Below are 17,162 nucleotides of genomic sequence, written 5' to 3'. Positions count from 1 at the left end.
GGTCTAATTCGGCGTCTGTCGGCTTCTTAACCCGATTGCAGCAGCGCCAACGGTCCCAGGGTGACCAGCGCGCCGACCGCCACCGCGATCAGCGTGCTGCCGATGTCCTCGGTCTTGCGCACTACCCGCACGCCGACCACGAGGCCCAGGATCACCAGGACGGACAACACCAGCGCGACGATGTTGTTCCACTTCCACAGCTGATCGAACGCGACGAACAGGCCCGCTCCGAATGCGACCGCGATGATGCACTGCCCGACGATCAACGCGCCGCGCAGGAACGACGACATTCCCGCAGGGGCGGCGGTGTGCGCGTCCTCTTGCGTTTCCGCGTCTTCGAGGTCGATGTCCTCCGGAGTAGGAGCGGCACCGCGGCGGGCCAGGTCGTCGGCGACCGTCTGGCCGCCGAACAACGGCCCCTGACTCGACCGCAGATACGACGGCAGCTCGTCACGATCGCGCGCCTCGACTGCGGTCGCGGTGTCGACGTCCTCGATCTCGGGCGGCTCGATGAGGTCCGCTCCGGCATCGACGTCCTCGTCGTCGTCGACGACGGGATCCGGGCTCATCTGTTCGGCGCCCACCCCGACAGAGGGGCGGAAACGGCGGGCGGCGTGGGCGTAATGCGGGCGGCGCGGAGGCGAGAAGAAATCCACCGGGTCCTGCTCGGCGTCCCGCTGCTCGATGTGCGCTGAGTAGTCGGCGACCGCGTCGGCGTAGGCGTCGTCGACCTCGTCGTATTCGTCGGCCGGCGCAGCCTCTGCCTCTGCTTCTGCCTCTTCGACGTGCTCGACGGCGCCGTTCGTGGAGACGGGGCCGGTCGCGTCGGCGTGCTCGTCGTGGGCCGTCGGTTCCGGCTCGGCCGTTTCTTCGACGTCGCGATCGGTGACGATCGGGATTTCGCCGGTCAGCTCGGCGACGGTTACGGCGTCACTGTTGCCACGACGGCGCCGGCGCCGGCCGCCGACGGGCGGGGCACCGATAGTGCCGTTCTTCGCCAGCAACTCCGCGACCGAAATCGGTCGCGTGCTGCTGTGGCTATCTTCTGGTCCAGTCATCGTGTGTTGCCTTTGGGCCTCGTTACTTCTCGTCCAGGATCCCGTACGGACGTCTCGACCAAGGCAGTTCCATCCGCTTCGCTGTCGAGTTTCCGCAGAATCAGCCCTTCTCGCAATGCCCAGGGGCAGATGTCCACGCTGTCGACGCCAAGAGCCTTCATGCTCGCCTCAGCTACCAAAGCTCCGGCGACGATCTGTGGCGCCCGCTCGGCACTCACCCCCTCCAACTCCGCACGGTCAGCCGCGGTCATCCTAGAGATGAATGCTATGAGCTGCCTGAGGCCGGTCGCTGTGAGTGTCCGCTTGACCCGCGGACCGGCACCGGAGGGCGCCGCGCCGGTGAGACGGGCCAGCGAGCGGAAGGTCTTCGACGTCGCCACGGCCAGGTCCGGGCTGCCGACCTCGAGCATCTTGGCCCCGGCGTCGGCCAACTCGGTGGTCAGCCAGTCTCGCAGCATCGCCACACGACGCCGGCCCGGCGGATCGTCGGGCAGCCATTCGCGCGTGAGCCTGCCCGCCCCGAGCGGCATCGACAGAGCGGCATCGGGCTCCTCGTCGACGCCGTTGGACAGTTCGAGCGAACCGCCGCCGATGTCGATGTTGAGAATGCGGCCGGCGCTCCAGCCGTACCAGCGGCGCACGGCCAGAAACGTCAACCGGGATTCGTCGACGCCGCTGAGCACCTGCAGCGCCACGCCAGTTTCGGCGAGCACCCTGGCGAGTACGTCTTCGGAGTTGGTGGCGTCACGCACGGCCGAGGTGGCGAACGCCATCAACTCGGCGCAGCCGGAGCTGGCGGCGATCTTCGCGAACTCGTCGAGCGTGCTGATCAGCTTGTCGGCGCCCTTGCGAGTCAGCTTGCCTGAGTTGTCGATCGCCTCCGCAAGCCGCAGCGACGCCTTGGTGGAACTCATCGGTGTCGGATGCCCGCCGCGACGCGCGTCGACCACCAAGAGGTGGACGGTATTGCTGCCGACATCCAGCACGCCTAATCGCACGTCACCACCTTATTGGGTCTACCGTTGTGTTCCGTGAGCGCATCGCATCATGGAGAGGTGGAATTGGATTTCGCCCGTGAATGGGTGGAGTTCTACGACCCCGACAATGCAGAGCATCTGATCGCCGCAGACATGACGTGGCTGCTGTCGCGCTGGACATGCGTGTTCGGCACACCCGCGTGTCAGGGCACGGTCGAGGGGCGGCCCGACGACGGCTGCTGCTCGCACGGCGCGTTCCTGTCCGACAAGGACGATCGCGCCCGGCTCGACGACGCCGTCAAGCAGCTGACCGACGAGGATTGGCAGTTCCGCGACAAGGGGCTGGGCAAAAAGGGCTACCTCGAAATGGATGAATACGACGACAAGCCCAACCTTCGCACCCGAAAATACAAGGGCGCCTGCATATTTCTCAATCGCCCCGGCTTCCCCGGCGGCATCGGCTGCGCGCTGCACAGCAAGGCGCTCAAGCTCGGGGTCGAGCCGCTGACAATGAAGCCCGACGTGTGCTGGCAGCTGCCGATCCGCCGCACCCAGGAGTGGGTGGAACGGCCGGACGGCTCGGAGATCCTCAAGACGTGGATAACGGAATACGACCGGCGGGGCTGGGGCGAGGGCGGAGCTGATCTGCACTGGTATTGCACCGGGGACCCTGCCGCGCACGTCGGAGCCAAGCAGGTCTGGGAGTCGTATGCGCCCGAGCTCACCGAGCTGCTCGGTGAGAAGGCCTATGCCGAGCTGGCCGCAATGTGCAAGCGCCGCAGCGCTTTAGGGCTGATCGCGGTGCACCCCGCGACCCGTTTGGCCGAATGAGCGAGTCGCTGTTTCTGTTCCGGCTGGTCCCGCCGCGAGCGGACTTCGCCCAGACGATGACCGCCGAGGAACGGCACGCGATGACGCTTCACATGACGTACTGGGCGAACCTACTGAGCGCGGGTCGAGTCGTGGTCTACGGACCAGTCGCCGACCCCGAGGGCGTATGGGGCATGGGCGTGCTGCGCGCCGCCGACCGCGCCGAGGTGCTGGCGATCGGCGAGCGCGACCCGTCGGTTACCGCCGGTGTCAACACCTTTGAGGTGTTCGAGATCATGGGCGGCCGAACGGGTTAACCACCACAGCCACACGGCCGCACCGAGCAGTACGGCGGCGAAGACGAAAACATAAGTGGCGGGCAGTATTTCGGTCCAGATGCGGCCGGGCCGCAGCGACATGACACCAGCCTGTGGCGTGTCGCCGGCGACCGAAACGAACCAGCCGCCGACGAAGGCGCACACGAGCCACATGGCCGCGGCGGCGATCCGGCTGCCGTGAACGTACGCGCGATACCCCAGGTGAACGACCAACGGCACGAACCACACCCAGTGGTGGCTCCAGCTGAACGGCGACGCGGCGGCCGACGCCATCCCGACGACGGCAACGGCCAATACGCTCTGGCCGCGGCGATACGCGACGGCTCCGATCACGACGGCGAGGGCCGCAACCGCCACCGCGACGACCGTGGCGAGCGAGGGCGACCAATGCATACGCAGAAACAAGCCGCGCACACTGGTGTTCGCGAGCGGGTCATGCGAGATGCGGTTCACGTCGTCGAAGCGGCCGCGCAACCAGAACGTGACGGAATCGCTTGGCGCGATGGCGAATCCGAGGGCAACCGTGGCCGCGAGCGTGGCGGTGGCGACCAGCGCCGCACGGACCCGACGGGTCACCAGCAGGTACACGATGAACAACGCCGGTGTCAGCTTGATGCCCGCGGCCACGCCGATGCCGACGCCCGCCCACCTGCGTTGCTTCGGCGTGAGGAGATCCGCCAGCACGAGCACGAGCAGGGCCAGGTTGATCTGCCCCAGTTCGGCTGTCAGCCGCACTGGCTCGAGCCAGGCGGTCACACCCACCAGAAGCGCCGTGAGACTGAACAGGCCGGCACCGGCCTGCATACCCGCCGATTTCAGCATCCGCACGACGGCATACGTCAATGCGACAACCATGCCGAGAAGCCACAGGAACTGCGCCGAGACCCGGTCGAGCAGCGCGAGCGGAATCGCACAGATCGCCGCGAAAGGCGGGTAGATGAACAGCAATTCGTCGGGTTTGCCGGTGAAACCCGTCGAGTACAGGTCGAGCCCGGCCAGCAGGCGCTCAGCGGCGAACCGGTACACCATCGCGTCGATCTGCAGCCGCAGCGTCGGCCAGTGCAGATACACGGCGACGTATGTCAGCAGCGAGGCCGCCGCGACCGCCGGGCCGCCATGACGCACCCACGGGGTGATGAAATTGTGGTCTTTGATATCTGATGTGGTCTGCGTTGTCACTCGTCGTCGTCCGCTGTGTCGGCCCTGTGTTGCAAAGGCCCGACAATAGACGAGCTAGTTGTGAACGGCTCCCAGGGATGCCGGTAAGGAACGTTCGACCGTCGGAGGCTTAGCCTTCGAGCTTGTAGCCGAGACCGCGCACCGTGACCAGGTGCACCGGGTTCGCCGGGTCGGCCTCGATCTTGCTGCGCAGCCGCTTGACGTGAACGTCGAGCGTCTTGGTGTCGCCGACGTAGTCGGCACCCCACACCCGGTCGATGAGCTGCCCGCGGGTGAGCACGCGTCCGCTGTTGCGCATCAGGTACTCGAGCAGGTCAAACTCCTTGAGCGGCAAGGTGATCTGCTCGCCGTTGACGGAGACGACGTGACGCTCCACGTCCATCCGAACCGGGCCGGCTTCGAGCACACCGTCGCCGATGCCGGAGTCGTCGCTGTCGCTGCCGCGCCGCAGCACCGCCCGGATGCGAGCAATGAGCTCGCGGGCGGAATACGGCTTGGTCACGTAGTCATCGGCGCCGAGCTCGAGCCCGACGACCTTGTCGATCTCGCTGTCGCGTGCCGTCACCATGATGACGGGAACGCTTGAGCGGGAACGCAATTGCTTGCACACGTCGGTGCCGCTCATCCCCGGCAGCATCAGGTCCAGCAGGACGATGTCGGCACCGGCCCGCTCGAATTCGGCCAGTGCCGAGGGGCCGTCGGCCACCACGGTGGCCTCGAAGCCCTCCTTGCGCAGCAGAAAGGCCAGGGGATCGGCCAAGGACTCCTCGTCCTCCACGATCAACACGCTGGTCATTGGTCTGGCTAGTCCTCTCGCTCGTCCGATTCATCTTCATGATCGGGATAGGCCGGAATCGACAAGGTGAAAGTCGATCCCGTTCCCGGCTGACTCCACAGCCGGATGGATCCGTTGTGATTGGCGGCGACATGCTTGACGATCGCCAGGCCGAGTCCGGTGCCGCCGGTGGCACGCGAACGTGCCTTGTCGACGCGGAAGAACCGCTCGAACACCCGCTCCTGGTCCTCGCGGGCGATGCCGATGCCGCGGTCGGTGATGGCGATCTCGATGTTGTTGCCCCGGCGGCGGCGGCTGATCGACACCGGAGATCCATTGGGCGAGTACGCGATTGCGTTGGACACCAGGTTGGCAATCGCCGTAACGAGCAGAGGCTGGTCACCCAGCACGCGGTAGCCGGTTGGCGCGTCGGTGGTGACCGCGATGTCGGCGTTGTCGGCGGCTACCTTGTAGCGCGACACCGCCTCGGCCACCACGGTGTCGACGTCCACGGCCTCCAGATCGGGCAGCCGTTCGGCGCCCTGCAGCCGGGACAGTTCGATCAACTCGCCGACCATGTTGGCCAGCCGGTGCGATTCGGCGAGCATCTTCTCGGCGAACCTGCGCACGGTCTCGGCGTCGTCGGCCGAGGCCAGCAGCGCCTCGGCGAGCACACCCATCGCGCCGACCGGCGTCTTGAGTTCATGGCTGACGTTGGCCACGAAGTCGCGGCGGGTGGCTTCCATCCGGGCGTGCTCGGACTGGTCGTCGACGTAGACGACCGCAAACCGTCGGTCGTCCTCGGTCAGCAGCCGCACGTGTCCGCGAACCGACAGGCCCGATCGTCCGGGATTGGTCTTCTTGCGCGGCGAAAGGTCGACCTCGCCGTCTTCTCCGGTGGCCAGCGTGCGCTCCGCGGCCAGCCAGGCGCGGTCGTCGAGCAGCCGGTCTTTGACCAGGCCCAGCTCGCGCGCCCGGTCGTTGGTGTAGACGACGTCACGGTAGGTGTCGACCACCACGATCCCCACCGGCGACTGCGAGACGATGTGTTCGAGCATCTGGGACACGGTGATGCCGGCCTGCTCGGCGGCCTGGCGTTGCCGACGTTCGGCCAGACGGGGTGTTAGCCCCGCCCCCAACCCGACACCGATTACCAGTGCGAGCAGTGCGACTACCGCTGCGAGCAGCAGTGCCGATACCACACTCACGCGAAAATCGTACGTTCCCGGTGAACGTCATCCCAGCAGCGTGCGGCCAAAACGGGACAAGTCACACGGGCAATCGCAGGTGTTCGGTAGCCGTTTACCCAGTGTTTGCCGTCGAGCACTACTTGGCGCCCTGAGCGGCCACCGCGGCCGCGCCCGCTTCCGCGGCCTCAGGATCCAGGTACTGCCCGCCGATGACTTTCGGTTTGAGCTCGGAATCCAGGTCGTAGCGCAGCGGGATGCCGGTCGGGATGTTCAACCCGACAACGTCCTCGTCAGACATGCCGTCGAGGTACTTCACCAGCGCGCGCAGCGAGTTGCCGTGGGCGGCGATCAGCACCGTCTTGCCTGCCCGGAGGTCGGGCACGATCGTGCTCTCGTAATACGGCACGAACCGTTCGACGACATCCTTGAGGCATTCGGTCAGCGGCCCGCCGCCGATGTCGGCGTAGCGCGGATCGGTGTCCTGGCTGTACTTGCTGCCCGCCTCGATCGGTGGCGGCGGCGTGTCGTAGCTGCGCCGCCAGGCCATGAACTGCTCTTCGCCGTACTTCTCCTTGGTCTCGGCCTTGTTCAGGCCCTGCAGCGCGCCGTAGTGGCGTTCGTTGAGGCGCCAGTCGCGGTGCACGGGGATCCAGTGGCGGTCGGCCGCATCCAGCGCGAGGTTGGCGGTGTTGATCGCCCGTCGCAGCAGCGACGTGTACAGCACGTCGGGCTGGCGGTCCAACTCCTTGATCAGCTCACCCGCGCGGACCGCTTCGGCCCTGCCCTTTTCGGTGAGGTCGACGTCGACCCAGCCGGTGAACAGGTTCTTCTGGTTCCAGTCACTCTCGCCGTGTCGGAGCAGGATTAGCGTGGCATCTCCCATGACGCCCGATCCTCTCATGACTGCTAGGAGTCGTCTTCGTCGATAAGGTGCGCGAACGCCTCCAGGTTCTTCAGCGATTCACCGCGCGACACCCGCCACTCCCATTCCTTCTGGATCGACGAGCGAAAACCCAACTCCAGCAAGGTGTTGAAGTCCGAGTCGACGGCCTCGAGCACCTGCCCGAGGATGCGATCGATCTCGTCGGGAGTCACGGAAGCCAGCGACATCCGGCCGACGAGGTAGATGTCGCCGACGTTGTCGAGCGTGTAGGCGACGCCGTATAGGCGGCGGTTGCGCTTGAGCATGAAGCGGTACACGCCCTCGTGGTTCTCGTCGGGCTTGCGGCAGACGAATGCCTCTATGCGCACGGAATGCTCGCCGATCGACAGGATCGTGTTGGTCTTCAGCCGCCGCTCGCCGGGCAGTTCGACGATGATGCCCGGCAGCCCTCCGTGCGCGCCGTCGTGACGGGTGCAGACGAGGCCGTGTTCCTTGCAGGTGTCCTCGATGAGCTTCGTGACGTCACTCACGCCCGGACACCCCGCCGCATCGAGAAGCGACGGCCGGTGCGCCGCGCCGTATCACGGCGTTGATGGCGGGCGCGGTAGTCGCCGATCGCATGCCCGTAGCTGGCCAGCAGCGCGTCGACGGTGTGCGCCCAGGAGAACGTGGCGGCGTGCTCGACGGCGGCCCGGCTCATCGTCTGCGGCCCTTGCTGTAGCAGTGCGTCGATCGCCGAGGCCCAGTCGCCGACGTCGTGGCCGTTGACGAGCGTCCCGCTCACGCCGTCGCGTACGGCTACCGGCAGCCCGCCGACCGCGGCGGCCACCACCGGGGTACCGCACGCCTGCGCCTCGATGGCGACCAACCCGAACGACTCCGAATAGCTCGGGACGGCGACAAGGTCGGCGGCCCGGTACACCTCGACGAGTTGGTCGCGTGACTGCGGCGGCAGAAACGTCACGCGTTCGGTGATGCCCAGTTCGTCGGCCAGACGGACCAAACCGTCCGGTGCCGCCAGCCCGCTGCCCGATGGCCCACCTGCCACCAGGACCCGCACGCCGGGCAGCTTGGCGGCCGCCTGCAGCAGCACGTCGGGTGCCTTGAGCGGCTGGATACGACCGACGAACGCCACCACCTGCTCGTCGGCGTCAAGCCCCAGTGTGGCGCGGGCTGCGGCCCGGTCACCGGGGGTGAACATCTCCAGGTCGACGCCGGGATGCACGACGTCGATGCGCGCCGGGTCGGCGTGATGCAGCGAAATCAGTTGCTGCGCTTCATGTTCGGTGTTGACGATCAACCGGTCTGCCTCGTCGACCACCTGCTGCTCCCCCACGGCGCGCAGCGGCGGCTCGGGTGAGTCGCCGTCGGCCAGCGCGGCGTTCTTGACTGCCGCGAGGGTGTGCGCGGTGTGCACCAGCGGCACCGCCCAGCGGTCGCGGGCCAGCCAGCCCACCTGCCCGGACAGCCAGTAGTGCGAATGCACGATGTCGTAGTAGCCGGGCTCGTGGGTGGCTTCCGCGCGCAGCACGCTTGCGGTGAACGCGCACAGCTGAGTGGGCAGGTCGTACTTGTCGAGTCCCTCGAACGGCCCGGCCACGACATTGCGCACCAGCACGCCAGGCGCCACCTTCACGACGGGCGGGTCGGCCGACGACGTGGCGCGCGTGAAGATCTCCACCTCGACGCCGCGACGGGCCATCTGCAATGCGCTCTGCAGGACGTAGACGTTCATGCCTCCGGCGTCGCCGGTCCCGGGCTGCGCGAGCGGCGAGGTGTGCACCGAAAGCACAGCGACGCGATGCGGCAGGTCTGTTGCTAGGCGCACACACTCATGTCTACACCGCGGTCATGCGGACACTTCGGGTCGGCGGCTCTGTGCGCGTCGCATCGCGCCGATCGGATCTGCGTAGAGCCCGCCGAGCGACACCACGCCCGCTCCGGCTTCCTGGACCCGGTTGCCGAACGCGGTCACTCGGATGTCGCGGGCAGGCAACACCGAACGCTCGGCATACGCGGCCTCGACGAGGCTCATGCCCTCCGGATACTCGGTGAACGCCTGCCCGCCGACCACCAAGTCGTCGGGGTTGAGCATGTCGCGAAGCAGGGCGACCGCCTCGCCGAGCACCCGCGCCCGCTCGGCCAGCAGCGCGCTGGCCTGCTGGTTGCCCTGCCGGGCGGCCCGCAGCACCGATGTCATCGTCGACGCCGGGCCCTCGGCAGGGATGACGCGGGCCTTGCGCGCCGCGATCAGCACCGCCTCGTCGCTGACGGTGGACTCGAGCTGGCCGGTGCCGCCGAGCAGTTCCGACTGCGCAGGCAGCGCCGCGATGGTGCCGGGCCCGCTGGCAGGTGAGTGCACCCGGCCGCCGATCGACAGTGCATAGCCGACGGTCTCGCGGGCGTAGACGTAGAGGCTCGTCGTCGTTGGGGTCGGCAGGCGGCGCACGCCGAGAAGCAGCTCGGCTCCTGCCATCGCGTCGACGTGGGAAGCGACCGATACCGGCAGGCCGAGCGTCTCGGCGAGCACCGGGCCAACCGGCGCCTCCGACCAGCCCAGCCGCGGGTGGTCGAGGTAACCGGTCGCTCCGTCGACCACACCGCCGGCTGCCACGCCCACCCACAGCGGGCGTCGGCGGTGCCAACGGCTCAGATAGCGGCGGGCGCTGCCGGCGAGCGACGCCAAGGCGGCGCCCTGCGCTCCGCGCGGCGTCGGCGTCTCGACCGCGTCGAGCGTGCGACCGAACAAGTCGGTGGCGACGATGCTCGTTGTGCGGGCGCCGATGTGGATGCCCAGCGTGAGGAACGGCTCGTGGTTGACCTCGACGGGCACGCGTGGGCGGCCGATCGCACCTGAGACCGCGAGGTCGGCGCGTTCACGAAGGATGCCGGCGTCCAGCAGCGCGGTGACCTGACGGTTCACCGTCGCGATGCTGAGCTGGGTGACTTGGGCGATGACGTCACGGGCGATCGGTCCGCGCAGCCGCGCAGCGCCGAACACCGATGCGGCCGCAGCATCGGCCACCTTCAGCGACGGCGCGACGATCGAGGGCCGCGCGAGCAGGGCCCGCTTGGTGTGGGCGGTGGGGGTCTGACGAAGGGTGGCGGTGGTGCGCATCGGATGTCCTTGGTTGAAGTCGGCGGGTGGGTCTTGGCCACACCTGGCGACTCAACGGGACAGTGAGATTATCCGGGGTCGGTCAGGCGCGGCAGATCGCGCGGCGACAACAACAGCTCCGGAACACACGATGAACTTAGCACGCCAACTAAAGTTGGGCAGATGACGACACCGACAGCGGTCGATCGAGTCGCGGTAGTCACCGGCGCCAGCGCCGGGATCGGCGAAGCAACGGCGAGAACCCTTGCAGCGCAAGGCTTTCACGTAGTCTGCGTGGCCCGTCGGGCAGACCCGATCAAGGCACTTGCCGACGAGATCGGCGGTACCGCGATTGTGGCGGACGTCACGTCCGACGAGCAGGTGACCGCCCTCGCCGACGCCCTGGACCGGGTGGACGTGCTGGTGAACAATGCCGGCGGAGCCCGGGGCCTCGAACCGGTGATGGAAGCCGACATCGACCACTGGCGCTGGATGTGGGAGGCCAACGTGCTCGGCACGCTGCGCGTCACCCGCGCGCTGCTGCCCAAGCTGATCGACTCGGGTGACGGTCTGATCGTCACGGTCACGTCGATCGCTGCGATCGAGACCTACGACAACGGCGCCGGCTACACGTCCGCCAAGCACGCACAGGGTGCGTTGCATCGCACGCTGCGCGGAGAGCTACTCGGAAAACCGGTGCGGCTCACCGAAATTGCACCCGGGATGGTGAAGACCGACTTCTCACTGCGCAGATTCGAAGGAGACACCGAACGCGCGGCCAAGGTGTACGAAGGCGTCACCCCGCTGGTCGCCGAGGACGTGGCCGAGGTGATCGGGTTCGTCGCGTCGCGGCCATCGCACGTCAACCTCGACACGATCGTGATCCGGCCGCGGGATCAGGCCACCGCGTCGCGCTTCAACCGCAAAACCTAGGACTTAACCGCCGGGCCGTCCGTTGACCGGTTGAGGGGCGTCCGACGGTGTGGCCGGCGCGGTGCTCGGGATCTGGCTCGGTGACGGTTGTGACGACAACGCCGACATCGATACCCATTCATCCCACGACACGGCCCAGTCCCAGATGTCGCCGTCGGCGTAGGACAGCTCGATCGACGTGCCGGTGACCTCGACGGGGTCGCCGTAGATGGCGCTGCCGAAGTACTGCTGCGCGTCGCTTGTCGACAGGTTGATGCAGCCGTTGGTGACGTTGGTGTTGCCCTGCGCTCCGGAACTGGCCGGGTTGGCGTGGATGAACTCGCCGTTGTTGGAGATCCGCACGGCGTACCGCTCGTGCGCGTTGCTGTATCCGGCGGCGGGGTTGGTCATGTAGAAGTCTTCGTACTTCTCGGTGACGACATGCACGCCGCTGCGGGTGATGTTGCGCGGCAGGTCGCCCTCGCCGTAGCTGCACGGGAAGTCCATGATCACCGCGCCCCCGGCGTCGAGCACCTGAATGCGGTGCGACGACGCCTCGGCCTTGACCACCTGGCGGCGGCCGATCTCGAAGTTCAGCGTGATGTCCTGCGCGCCGTAGGCGCCGTCACCGAAGTCGACACCGTAGAGCTTGGCCTCGACATTCACCTTCGTGCCCGCCGGGTAGTACTCCTTCGTGCGGTAGTGCACCCGCGAACCGCCGACCTCGTCGGGCAGCCAGGCCCAACCGCCCTCGACCGGCGGGGTCGTCGTCACCTTCAACGCCTTCTCGACCGACGCCTTGTCGGTGATGGAGGCGTCGAACTGAATGATGACCGGCGCCGCGACACCCACGACCTGGCCGTCGGCCAGCTGGAACTGGCCGTTGACCCGGGTGTCCGGCTTGATCGTGGCGAAGCCGCCGGACAGCTGGATGGCCTTGCCGTCACGGCCCACGGCCGAGCCGCCCCAGGTGTACTCGAGGCCATAGCCAAGGGGTTCGGTGACCGTGAATTCGGTGCGGTCGCGGTTGAGCGCACCCGCGACGGCCTTGCCCTCGGGATTTGTCAGGGTGACCCGCTGGAACCAGCCGTCCTTGACCTCGACGCTGATCTTGTCGACGGGGGACACATCCGTGGCGGCGTTCGTCGGCTTGTAGCTGACCGACGCTGCCGCGGGCGCCGCGGATTGCTCACTTGGTTTGCTGACCTTGCTACCGCAGGCCGCCAGTGCGCCCGGCACGACGACTCCGACCGCAAGCGCGGTCAGTGCCTGCCGTCGGCTGAACGACGGCTTGGGGTTGGCTGGGGTCACGTGGACCCAGGGTACCTAGACTTCGCACCCAACCAGAATCGGCTCAGGTGTGAGTTCTATCCCGAATGTCGATCTAACCCCGTCGCGCACCGCCCTGGCCAGGGCAATCACGTCCGAAGTGGTGGCATGGCCCCGGTTGGTCACAGCCAACGCGTGCTTGGTCGACAGCCGCGCCGGTGCGCCGTCGCCGGGATAGCCCTTGCCGAAACCGGCGTGCTCCACGAGCCAGCCCGCCGCCAGCTTCACCCCGTTGGGTGCGGGGTAGTTAGGGACGGGGCCGTCGATCCTCTGCTGTAACCGATCGAACTCTGCGGGCGCGACGACGGGATTGGTGAAGAACGAGCCGACGCTCCAGGTGTCGTGGTCGGCGTCGTCGAGCACCATGCCCTTACGCGCACGCAGCGACAGCACCGCCTCCCGCACACGCGTCGGGGCGGCGCGCGACCCGGGCTCGGCGCCCAGCGCCGTGGCCAGCTCGCCGTACCGCAGCGGTGCACTGCGTCCTTCGGCGTCGAGAGCAAACTCCACTTCAAGCACGGTCGCGGCCTGCGAGTGCCTGAGAATGCTTGTGCGATAACCGAATTGAAGCTCTTCAGGCGCGACCCATCGGTCCTCGCCGGTACGGCGGTCCAGCAGCCGCACCCGACGGATCGTGTCGGCGACCTCGGCGCCGTACGCGCCGACATTCTGCACCGGCGTCGCACCCGCCGAGCCGGGAATTCCCGACAGGCATTCCAGCCCGCCCAGCCCATACGCCAGTGAGGTCACGACCACGTCGTCCCACGCCGCGCCGGCCTCGGCACGCACGAGGTTGCCCTCGACAGTGATCTCCGTGTTGGCGAGCAGCACCACGGTCAGGTTGGTCAGATCGTCGGCCAGCACGACATTGGACCCGCCCGCGAGCACCAACACGTCGCCGACGGAGCGCAACACCTCGACGACCTGCTCGGTGCTCGAACAGGTGATCAACCGGCGCGCAACGGGTCCGATGCGCAGCGTGGTCAGCGGCGCGAGCGGCACGTCCTCCGCGACGGCCGCACCCCCCAGCTCCAGACCGGTCACGGGCCGTAACGGTAGCGTGGCCAGCTATGCCGCGTTCATTCGACATGGCCGCCGAATACGAGGGCAGTGTCGAACAGGTCCACCGGGCATTGCGCGATGAACAGTATTGGCTTGCGCGCCTGGCCGATTCCGGCGCCGACGACTACACGCTCGACTCGATGGACGTCGACGCGCAGGGCGGAATCGACGTGGTCACCACGCAGACGCTGCGCGCCGACCGGCTACCCGGCATAGTGACGCAGTTTCATCGCGGCGATCTGAGTTTCGTTCGCGAAGAAGCGTGGACGCCGATACGCGACGGTCAGGCCGGCGCGACGGTGCAGGGCGCGATTCGCGGTGCGCCCGCCACACTCTCCGGCACCGCCGTGCTCGTCTCGGCAAACTCCGGCGCCGGCTCACGGCTGGAGTTCACGGTCACCGTCGAGGTCAACATCCCGCTCGTCGGGGGCAAGATCGAGAACTTCATCGGCAACCAGCTCGTCGAGTTGTTGATCGCCGAGCAGCGCTTTACAACGGTGTGGATCACCGAAAACGCCTAATCCGTAAGTAAAATTATGTGCCATGGCGCGGCGCATGGAGCACACGATCGCCTTCGACACACCGGCGGAGAAGATCTATGCCGACTTCACCAGCCGCGACTACTGGCAAACCCTGATGGAGACGTACCGTCGGCTGAGCCCGGAATCGGGGTCGGAGATCACGTCCTTTACGTCAGATGAGCGCGGCACCGACATCGTCTTCGTCCAGGTCATGCCGCGCTCGGAGCTGCCGCCGATCGCCCGCACCGTGATGCCGGTCGACATGGTCATCACCCGAACCCAGCACTTCGATCCCTACGACCATGCGAGGAACAGGGCCAAGGGCACCTACTCCGCGTCCGTCCCCCGTGGCCCGGGCCGATTCGGCGGCCAGTACTTCCTCAGCGAGACCGAGACGGGAAGCCGATTGCGGTTGGCCAGCGTCTGCAAGGTCTACATCCCGTTGGTCGGCGGGGCGCTGGAAGACCTGATCCTGAACAACATCAAGCACCTGTTCCACGCCGAGGAGGCGTTCACCGCTGACTGGATCGCGAAGCATCACTAAGCCGGTCGGCGCGATCACCCGCGGCACGACCGGCTACAACCGCCTGCGCCGCAGCGATCGGTGGCTGGTGCACTCGCGGCGGGTACGCACCGCGCTGCAGGCCGCCGCCGATCCACTGGTCATCGACCTGGGTTACGGAGCGCTCCCGGTGACCACGCTGGAGCTGGCGGCGCGGCTGCGGGTGGTTCGCGCCGACGTTCGGGTGGTCGGGCTGGAGATCGACCCCGAGCGCGTGCGCGCGGCTCACGCCGCCCGAAACAGCTCAGTCGAGTTCGGTCACGGCGGTTTCGAATTGGCCGGGCACACACCGGTTTTGGTGCGAGCCTTCAACGTACTGCGGCAGTATCCGGTGGAGGCGGTGTCCGAGGCATGGTCGGTGATGCAGGGGCGACTCGCGCCCGGTGGTTTGATCGTCGACGGCACCTGTGACGAGCTGGGCCGCCGCTGTTGCTGGGTCCTGTTGGACGCCGCAGGCCCAGTCAGCCTCACGCTGGCGTGCGACCCGTTCGCCATCGAGCGACCGTCGGATCTCGCCGAGCGGCTGCCGAAGGTGCTGATCCACCACAACGCCGAAGGCCAGCCGATCCACGCGCTGCTGACCGCCGCTGACCGGGCGTGGGCCAGAGCCGCCGCTCATGGCGTCTTCGGCCCGCGGGTGCGCTGGCGGGCGATGCTCGACCTGCTGCGCACCGAGGGTTTCCCTGTCGATCCGCCGCGACGACGGATGCGTGACGGGGTGCTGACCGTGCCCTGGTCCGACGTCGCGCCGGTCTAGGCTGACGGCATGCGGATTGCCCTCGCGCAGATCCAAAGCGGCACAGAACCTTCGGCCAACCTCGGGCTGGTCGAGGATTACACGCGGCGCGCCGCCGAGGCAGGCGCGAAACTGGTGCTGTTCCCCGAGTCGACGATGTGCCGGTTCGGGGTGCCGCTCGCGCCGATCGCCGAACCGCTCGACGGCTCCTGGGCCTCCGGTGTCCGGGCGATCGCCGAGCAGGCAGGCATCGTCGTCGTCGCGGGCATGTTCCGTCCGGCCGACGACGGCAGGGTGACCAACACGCTGATCGCGACCGGGCCCGGCGTCGACGCGCACTACGACAAGATCTATCTCTACGACGCGTTCGGATTCGAAGAGTCGAAAACGGTCGCACCGGGCCGCGAACCGGTGATGATCACCGTCGACGGAGTTAACGTCGGCCTGACCCTGTGCTACGACATCCGCTTCCCCGAGCTCTACATCGAGCTGGCCCAGCGCGGCGCGCAGCTGATCACGGTGCACGCGTCGTGGGGCGCCGGACCGGGCAAGCTCGAGCAGTGGACGCTGCTGGCCCGCGCCCGCGCGATCGATACGACCGGCATTATCGCGGCAGTCGGCCAGGCCTATCCAGGCGACGAAATCGCGGCCTCCGGCCCGACCGGGGTGGGCGGCAGCCTGGTCGCGACGGCCGTCGGTGAGGTGCTGACGTCGGCGGGTCCGGACCCGCAGCTGCTCGTCGCCGATCTCGACCTTGACGCAGCCGCCAAGACCCGAGAAACGATCGCGGTGTTGCGCAACCGCTCAGAGTTCGCTCACGTCGGTAAGGCACAATCGCTGGGGTGACCGATCCCTGGGCTCGTCCGGCCGATCAGGCCCCGCCCGTCCCACCGCAGCCACAGTTTCCGCATAGCCAGCCGCCGGGCGGCCAGGGCGCACCACTTCCGCCATCCGCGCCGCCGGAGCAGAACGATTCGCCGCTTGACAAGGTCAAGAGTTTCTTCCGCGACCCGCTGTCCATCGTTCTGGTCGCGGTCATCGTCCTCGCCCTGGTGCTGGCGGGCGTGCTCGGCGGCGAACTGTATGCCCGCAGCCGCGCCGACGCGGTGGTGAGCAGGGTCGTCTCGTGCGTGGTCCAGGACGAGGCCAAGGTGTCCTTCGGCGCTGTCCCGCCGTTCTTGTGGCAGCACATGACCGGCCACTACACCAACATCACGGTCCAGACCGCGGGCAACCAGATCCGTCAGGCCAATGGCATGAAGGTCGACATGGACATCAAAGATGTCCGCTTGGAAGACACCGCCACGACCAGCGGCTCGGTCGGATCGTTGCGCGCCAACATCACGTGGAGTTCCGAGGGCATCAAGCAGACCATCCAGAACGCCATTCCGCTTGTCGGTTCGTTCCTGACGGGCGTCTCCACCAATCCGTCTGCAGGCACGATCGAGCTGCAGGGCGCGCTTGGCAGCATCACCGCAAAGCCCGCCGTCGCCGACAACGGAATCTCGCTACAGATAACCGAATTGACGGGACTCGGCTTCACGTTGCCACGCGAAACCGTGCAGCCTGCGCTGGACGCGTTCACCGCACAGCTGACGAAGAACTACCCGATGGGCATCCACGCCGACAGCGTGCAGGTCACCGATTCCGGTGTGGTGAGCCAATTTTCGACCCAGAACGCGTCGATCCCGAAGGGACAGCAGGATCCCTGCTTCAGCGGGATCTGATCGAGC

Annotated in this window: 18 protein-coding genes and 1 pseudogene; 8 read left to right on the top strand and 11 right to left on the bottom strand. The window is 67.3% G+C overall.

Translation table 11 applies throughout. From position 1 onward, the window contains the following. Positions 1 to 26 precede the first annotated feature (26 nt). Together ACWW36_RS12350 and ACWW36_RS12345 are read right to left on the bottom strand one after the other, a co-directional pair. The gene (locus ACWW36_RS12350; RefSeq protein ID WP_456141814.1) at positions 27 to 1,058 is read right to left on the bottom strand and encodes a hypothetical protein; all 1,032 of its coding nucleotides are present in this window, start codon (positions 1,056 to 1,058) and stop codon (positions 27 to 29) included. Beyond that, a complete protein-coding gene (locus tag ACWW36_RS12345) occupies positions 1,055 to 2,056 on the bottom strand; it encodes a Ppx/GppA phosphatase family protein (RefSeq protein ID WP_456141813.1) in 1,002 nt (333 codons plus the stop codon). The genes ACWW36_RS12350 and ACWW36_RS12345 overlap by 4 nt, the downstream gene beginning before the upstream one ends. A gap of 33 nt (positions 2,057 to 2,089) precedes the next feature. On the opposite strand from ACWW36_RS12345, the gene ACWW36_RS12340 reads away from it, so the two are divergent. Further along, positions 2,090 to 2,866, top strand: a complete 777-nt coding sequence (locus ACWW36_RS12340; RefSeq protein ID WP_456141812.1) for a hypothetical protein — start codon at positions 2,090 to 2,092, stop codon at positions 2,864 to 2,866. Next, positions 2,863 to 3,162 carry a YciI family protein gene (locus tag ACWW36_RS12335; RefSeq protein ID WP_456141811.1) on the top strand — a complete coding sequence of 100 codons (300 nt, stop codon included), beginning with the start codon at positions 2,863 to 2,865 and terminating at the stop codon, positions 3,160 to 3,162. Before ACWW36_RS12340 ends, ACWW36_RS12335 begins: the two co-directional genes overlap by 4 nt. A 282-nt stretch (positions 3,163 to 3,444) precedes the next feature. Here the strand turns inward: ACWW36_RS12335 and ACWW36_RS12330 are convergent. From ACWW36_RS12330 to ACWW36_RS12300, 7 genes and pseudogenes are all read right to left on the bottom strand, one after another. After that, positions 3,445 to 4,212, bottom strand: a pseudogene (locus tag ACWW36_RS12330) (glycosyltransferase 87 family protein); the annotation flags it as partial. A gap of 259 nt (positions 4,213 to 4,471) precedes the next feature. Continuing rightward, positions 4,472 to 5,158 (bottom strand): two-component sensory transduction protein RegX, encoded by a 687-nt coding sequence (gene regX / locus ACWW36_RS12325; protein WP_456141810.1) that lies wholly within the window; start codon positions 5,156 to 5,158, stop codon positions 4,472 to 4,474. 8 nt (positions 5,159 to 5,166) lie between these two features. After that, positions 5,167 to 6,345, bottom strand: coding sequence for a sensor histidine kinase (locus ACWW36_RS12320; RefSeq protein WP_456141809.1), 1,179 nt, complete (start codon positions 6,343 to 6,345; stop codon positions 5,167 to 5,169). 118 nt (positions 6,346 to 6,463) lie between these two features. Continuing rightward, on the bottom strand, positions 6,464 to 7,210 hold the full coding sequence (locus ACWW36_RS12315) for a phosphoglyceromutase (RefSeq protein WP_456141808.1): 747 nt from the start codon (positions 7,208 to 7,210) through the stop codon (positions 6,464 to 6,466). A 23-nt stretch (positions 7,211 to 7,233) separates the two neighbouring features. Then, positions 7,234 to 7,740 (bottom strand): YbjN domain-containing protein, encoded by a 507-nt coding sequence (locus ACWW36_RS12310; protein WP_456141807.1) that lies wholly within the window; start codon positions 7,738 to 7,740, stop codon positions 7,234 to 7,236. Then, positions 7,737 to 9,038, bottom strand: a complete 1,302-nt coding sequence (gene mshA, locus ACWW36_RS12305) for a D-inositol-3-phosphate glycosyltransferase (RefSeq protein ID WP_456141806.1) — start codon at positions 9,036 to 9,038, stop codon at positions 7,737 to 7,739. Before mshA ends, ACWW36_RS12310 begins: the two co-directional genes overlap by 4 nt. 21 nt (positions 9,039 to 9,059) lie before the next feature. Further along, positions 9,060 to 10,328 (bottom strand): ROK family protein, encoded by a 1,269-nt coding sequence (locus tag ACWW36_RS12300; RefSeq protein WP_456141805.1) that lies wholly within the window; start codon positions 10,326 to 10,328, stop codon positions 9,060 to 9,062. A gap of 162 nt (positions 10,329 to 10,490) precedes the next feature. Here ACWW36_RS12300 and ACWW36_RS12295 point away from each other — a divergent pair, with 162 nt between their 5' ends. Then, positions 10,491 to 11,240 carry an SDR family oxidoreductase gene (locus ACWW36_RS12295; RefSeq protein ID WP_456141804.1) on the top strand — a complete coding sequence of 250 codons (750 nt, stop codon included), beginning with the start codon at positions 10,491 to 10,493 and terminating at the stop codon, positions 11,238 to 11,240. 3 nt (positions 11,241 to 11,243) lie between these two features. On the opposite strand, the gene ACWW36_RS12290 is transcribed toward ACWW36_RS12295, so the two are convergent. Both ACWW36_RS12290 and ACWW36_RS12285 read right to left on the bottom strand, forming a co-directional pair. Beyond that, a complete protein-coding gene (locus ACWW36_RS12290) occupies positions 11,244 to 12,530 on the bottom strand; it encodes a L,D-transpeptidase (RefSeq protein WP_456141803.1) in 1,287 nt (428 codons plus the stop codon). A gap of 15 nt (positions 12,531 to 12,545) precedes the next feature. After that, entirely contained in the window at positions 12,546 to 13,592 is a 1,047-nt protein-coding gene (locus tag ACWW36_RS12285) for a UDP-N-acetylmuramate dehydrogenase (RefSeq protein WP_456141802.1), read from the bottom strand. A 26-nt stretch (positions 13,593 to 13,618) separates the two neighbouring features. Between ACWW36_RS12285 and ACWW36_RS12280 the strand changes: the two genes are divergently transcribed. Genes ACWW36_RS12280 through ACWW36_RS12260 form a run of 5 tightly spaced genes read left to right on the top strand, consistent with a single transcriptional unit; the run spans position 13,619 to position 17,156 of the window. Beyond that, a complete protein-coding gene (locus ACWW36_RS12280) occupies positions 13,619 to 14,131 on the top strand; it encodes a DUF2505 domain-containing protein (protein ID WP_456141801.1) in 513 nt (170 codons plus the stop codon). A gap of 22 nt (positions 14,132 to 14,153) precedes the next feature. Next, positions 14,154 to 14,675 (top strand): DUF2505 domain-containing protein, encoded by a 522-nt coding sequence (locus tag ACWW36_RS12275; RefSeq protein ID WP_456141800.1) that lies wholly within the window; start codon positions 14,154 to 14,156, stop codon positions 14,673 to 14,675. Continuing rightward, on the top strand, positions 14,650 to 15,450 hold the full coding sequence (locus ACWW36_RS12270) for a class I SAM-dependent methyltransferase (RefSeq protein WP_456142461.1): 801 nt from the start codon (positions 14,650 to 14,652) through the stop codon (positions 15,448 to 15,450). Before ACWW36_RS12275 ends, ACWW36_RS12270 begins: the two co-directional genes overlap by 26 nt. 9 nt (positions 15,451 to 15,459) lie before the next feature. Continuing rightward, a complete protein-coding gene (locus ACWW36_RS12265) occupies positions 15,460 to 16,275 on the top strand; it encodes a carbon-nitrogen hydrolase family protein (protein WP_456141799.1) in 816 nt (271 codons plus the stop codon). After that, complete coding sequence (locus ACWW36_RS12260) at positions 16,272 to 17,156, top strand: LmeA family phospholipid-binding protein (RefSeq protein WP_456141798.1); 885 nt, start codon at positions 16,272 to 16,274, stop codon at positions 17,154 to 17,156. Before ACWW36_RS12265 ends, ACWW36_RS12260 begins: the two co-directional genes overlap by 4 nt. The last annotated feature ends 6 nt before the right edge of the window (positions 17,157 to 17,162 follow it).

The organism is Mycobacterium sp. MMS18-G62, assembly GCF_053877835.1.
The sequence above is the reverse complement of the archived record's forward strand: the minus strand, read 5'-3'. Positions and strand labels throughout refer to the sequence as shown.

Coding starts and splice junctions, on each gene's coding strand:
- ACWW36_RS12350 (WP_456141814.1), bottom strand. CDS start 1,058: ATGACTGGACCAGAAGATAGCCACAGCAGCACGCGACCGATTTCGGTC.
- ACWW36_RS12335 (WP_456141811.1), top strand. CDS start 2,863: ATGAGCGAGTCGCTGTTTCTGTTCCGGCTGGTCCCGCCGCGAGCGGAC.
- regX (WP_456141810.1), bottom strand. CDS start 5,158: ATGACCAGCGTGTTGATCGTGGAGGACGAGGAGTCCTTGGCCGATCCC.
- ACWW36_RS12315 (WP_456141808.1), bottom strand. CDS start 7,210: ATGGGAGATGCCACGCTAATCCTGCTCCGACACGGCGAGAGTGACTGG.
- ACWW36_RS12300 (WP_456141805.1), bottom strand. CDS start 10,328: ATGCGCACCACCGCCACCCTTCGTCAGACCCCCACCGCCCACACCAAG.
- ACWW36_RS12295 (WP_456141804.1), top strand. CDS start 10,491: ATGACGACACCGACAGCGGTCGATCGAGTCGCGGTAGTCACCGGCGCC.
- ACWW36_RS12280 (WP_456141801.1), top strand. CDS start 13,619: ATGCCGCGTTCATTCGACATGGCCGCCGAATACGAGGGCAGTGTCGAA.
- ACWW36_RS12275 (WP_456141800.1), top strand. CDS start 14,154: ATGGCGCGGCGCATGGAGCACACGATCGCCTTCGACACACCGGCGGAG.
- ACWW36_RS12265 (WP_456141799.1), top strand. CDS start 15,460: ATGCGGATTGCCCTCGCGCAGATCCAAAGCGGCACAGAACCTTCGGCC.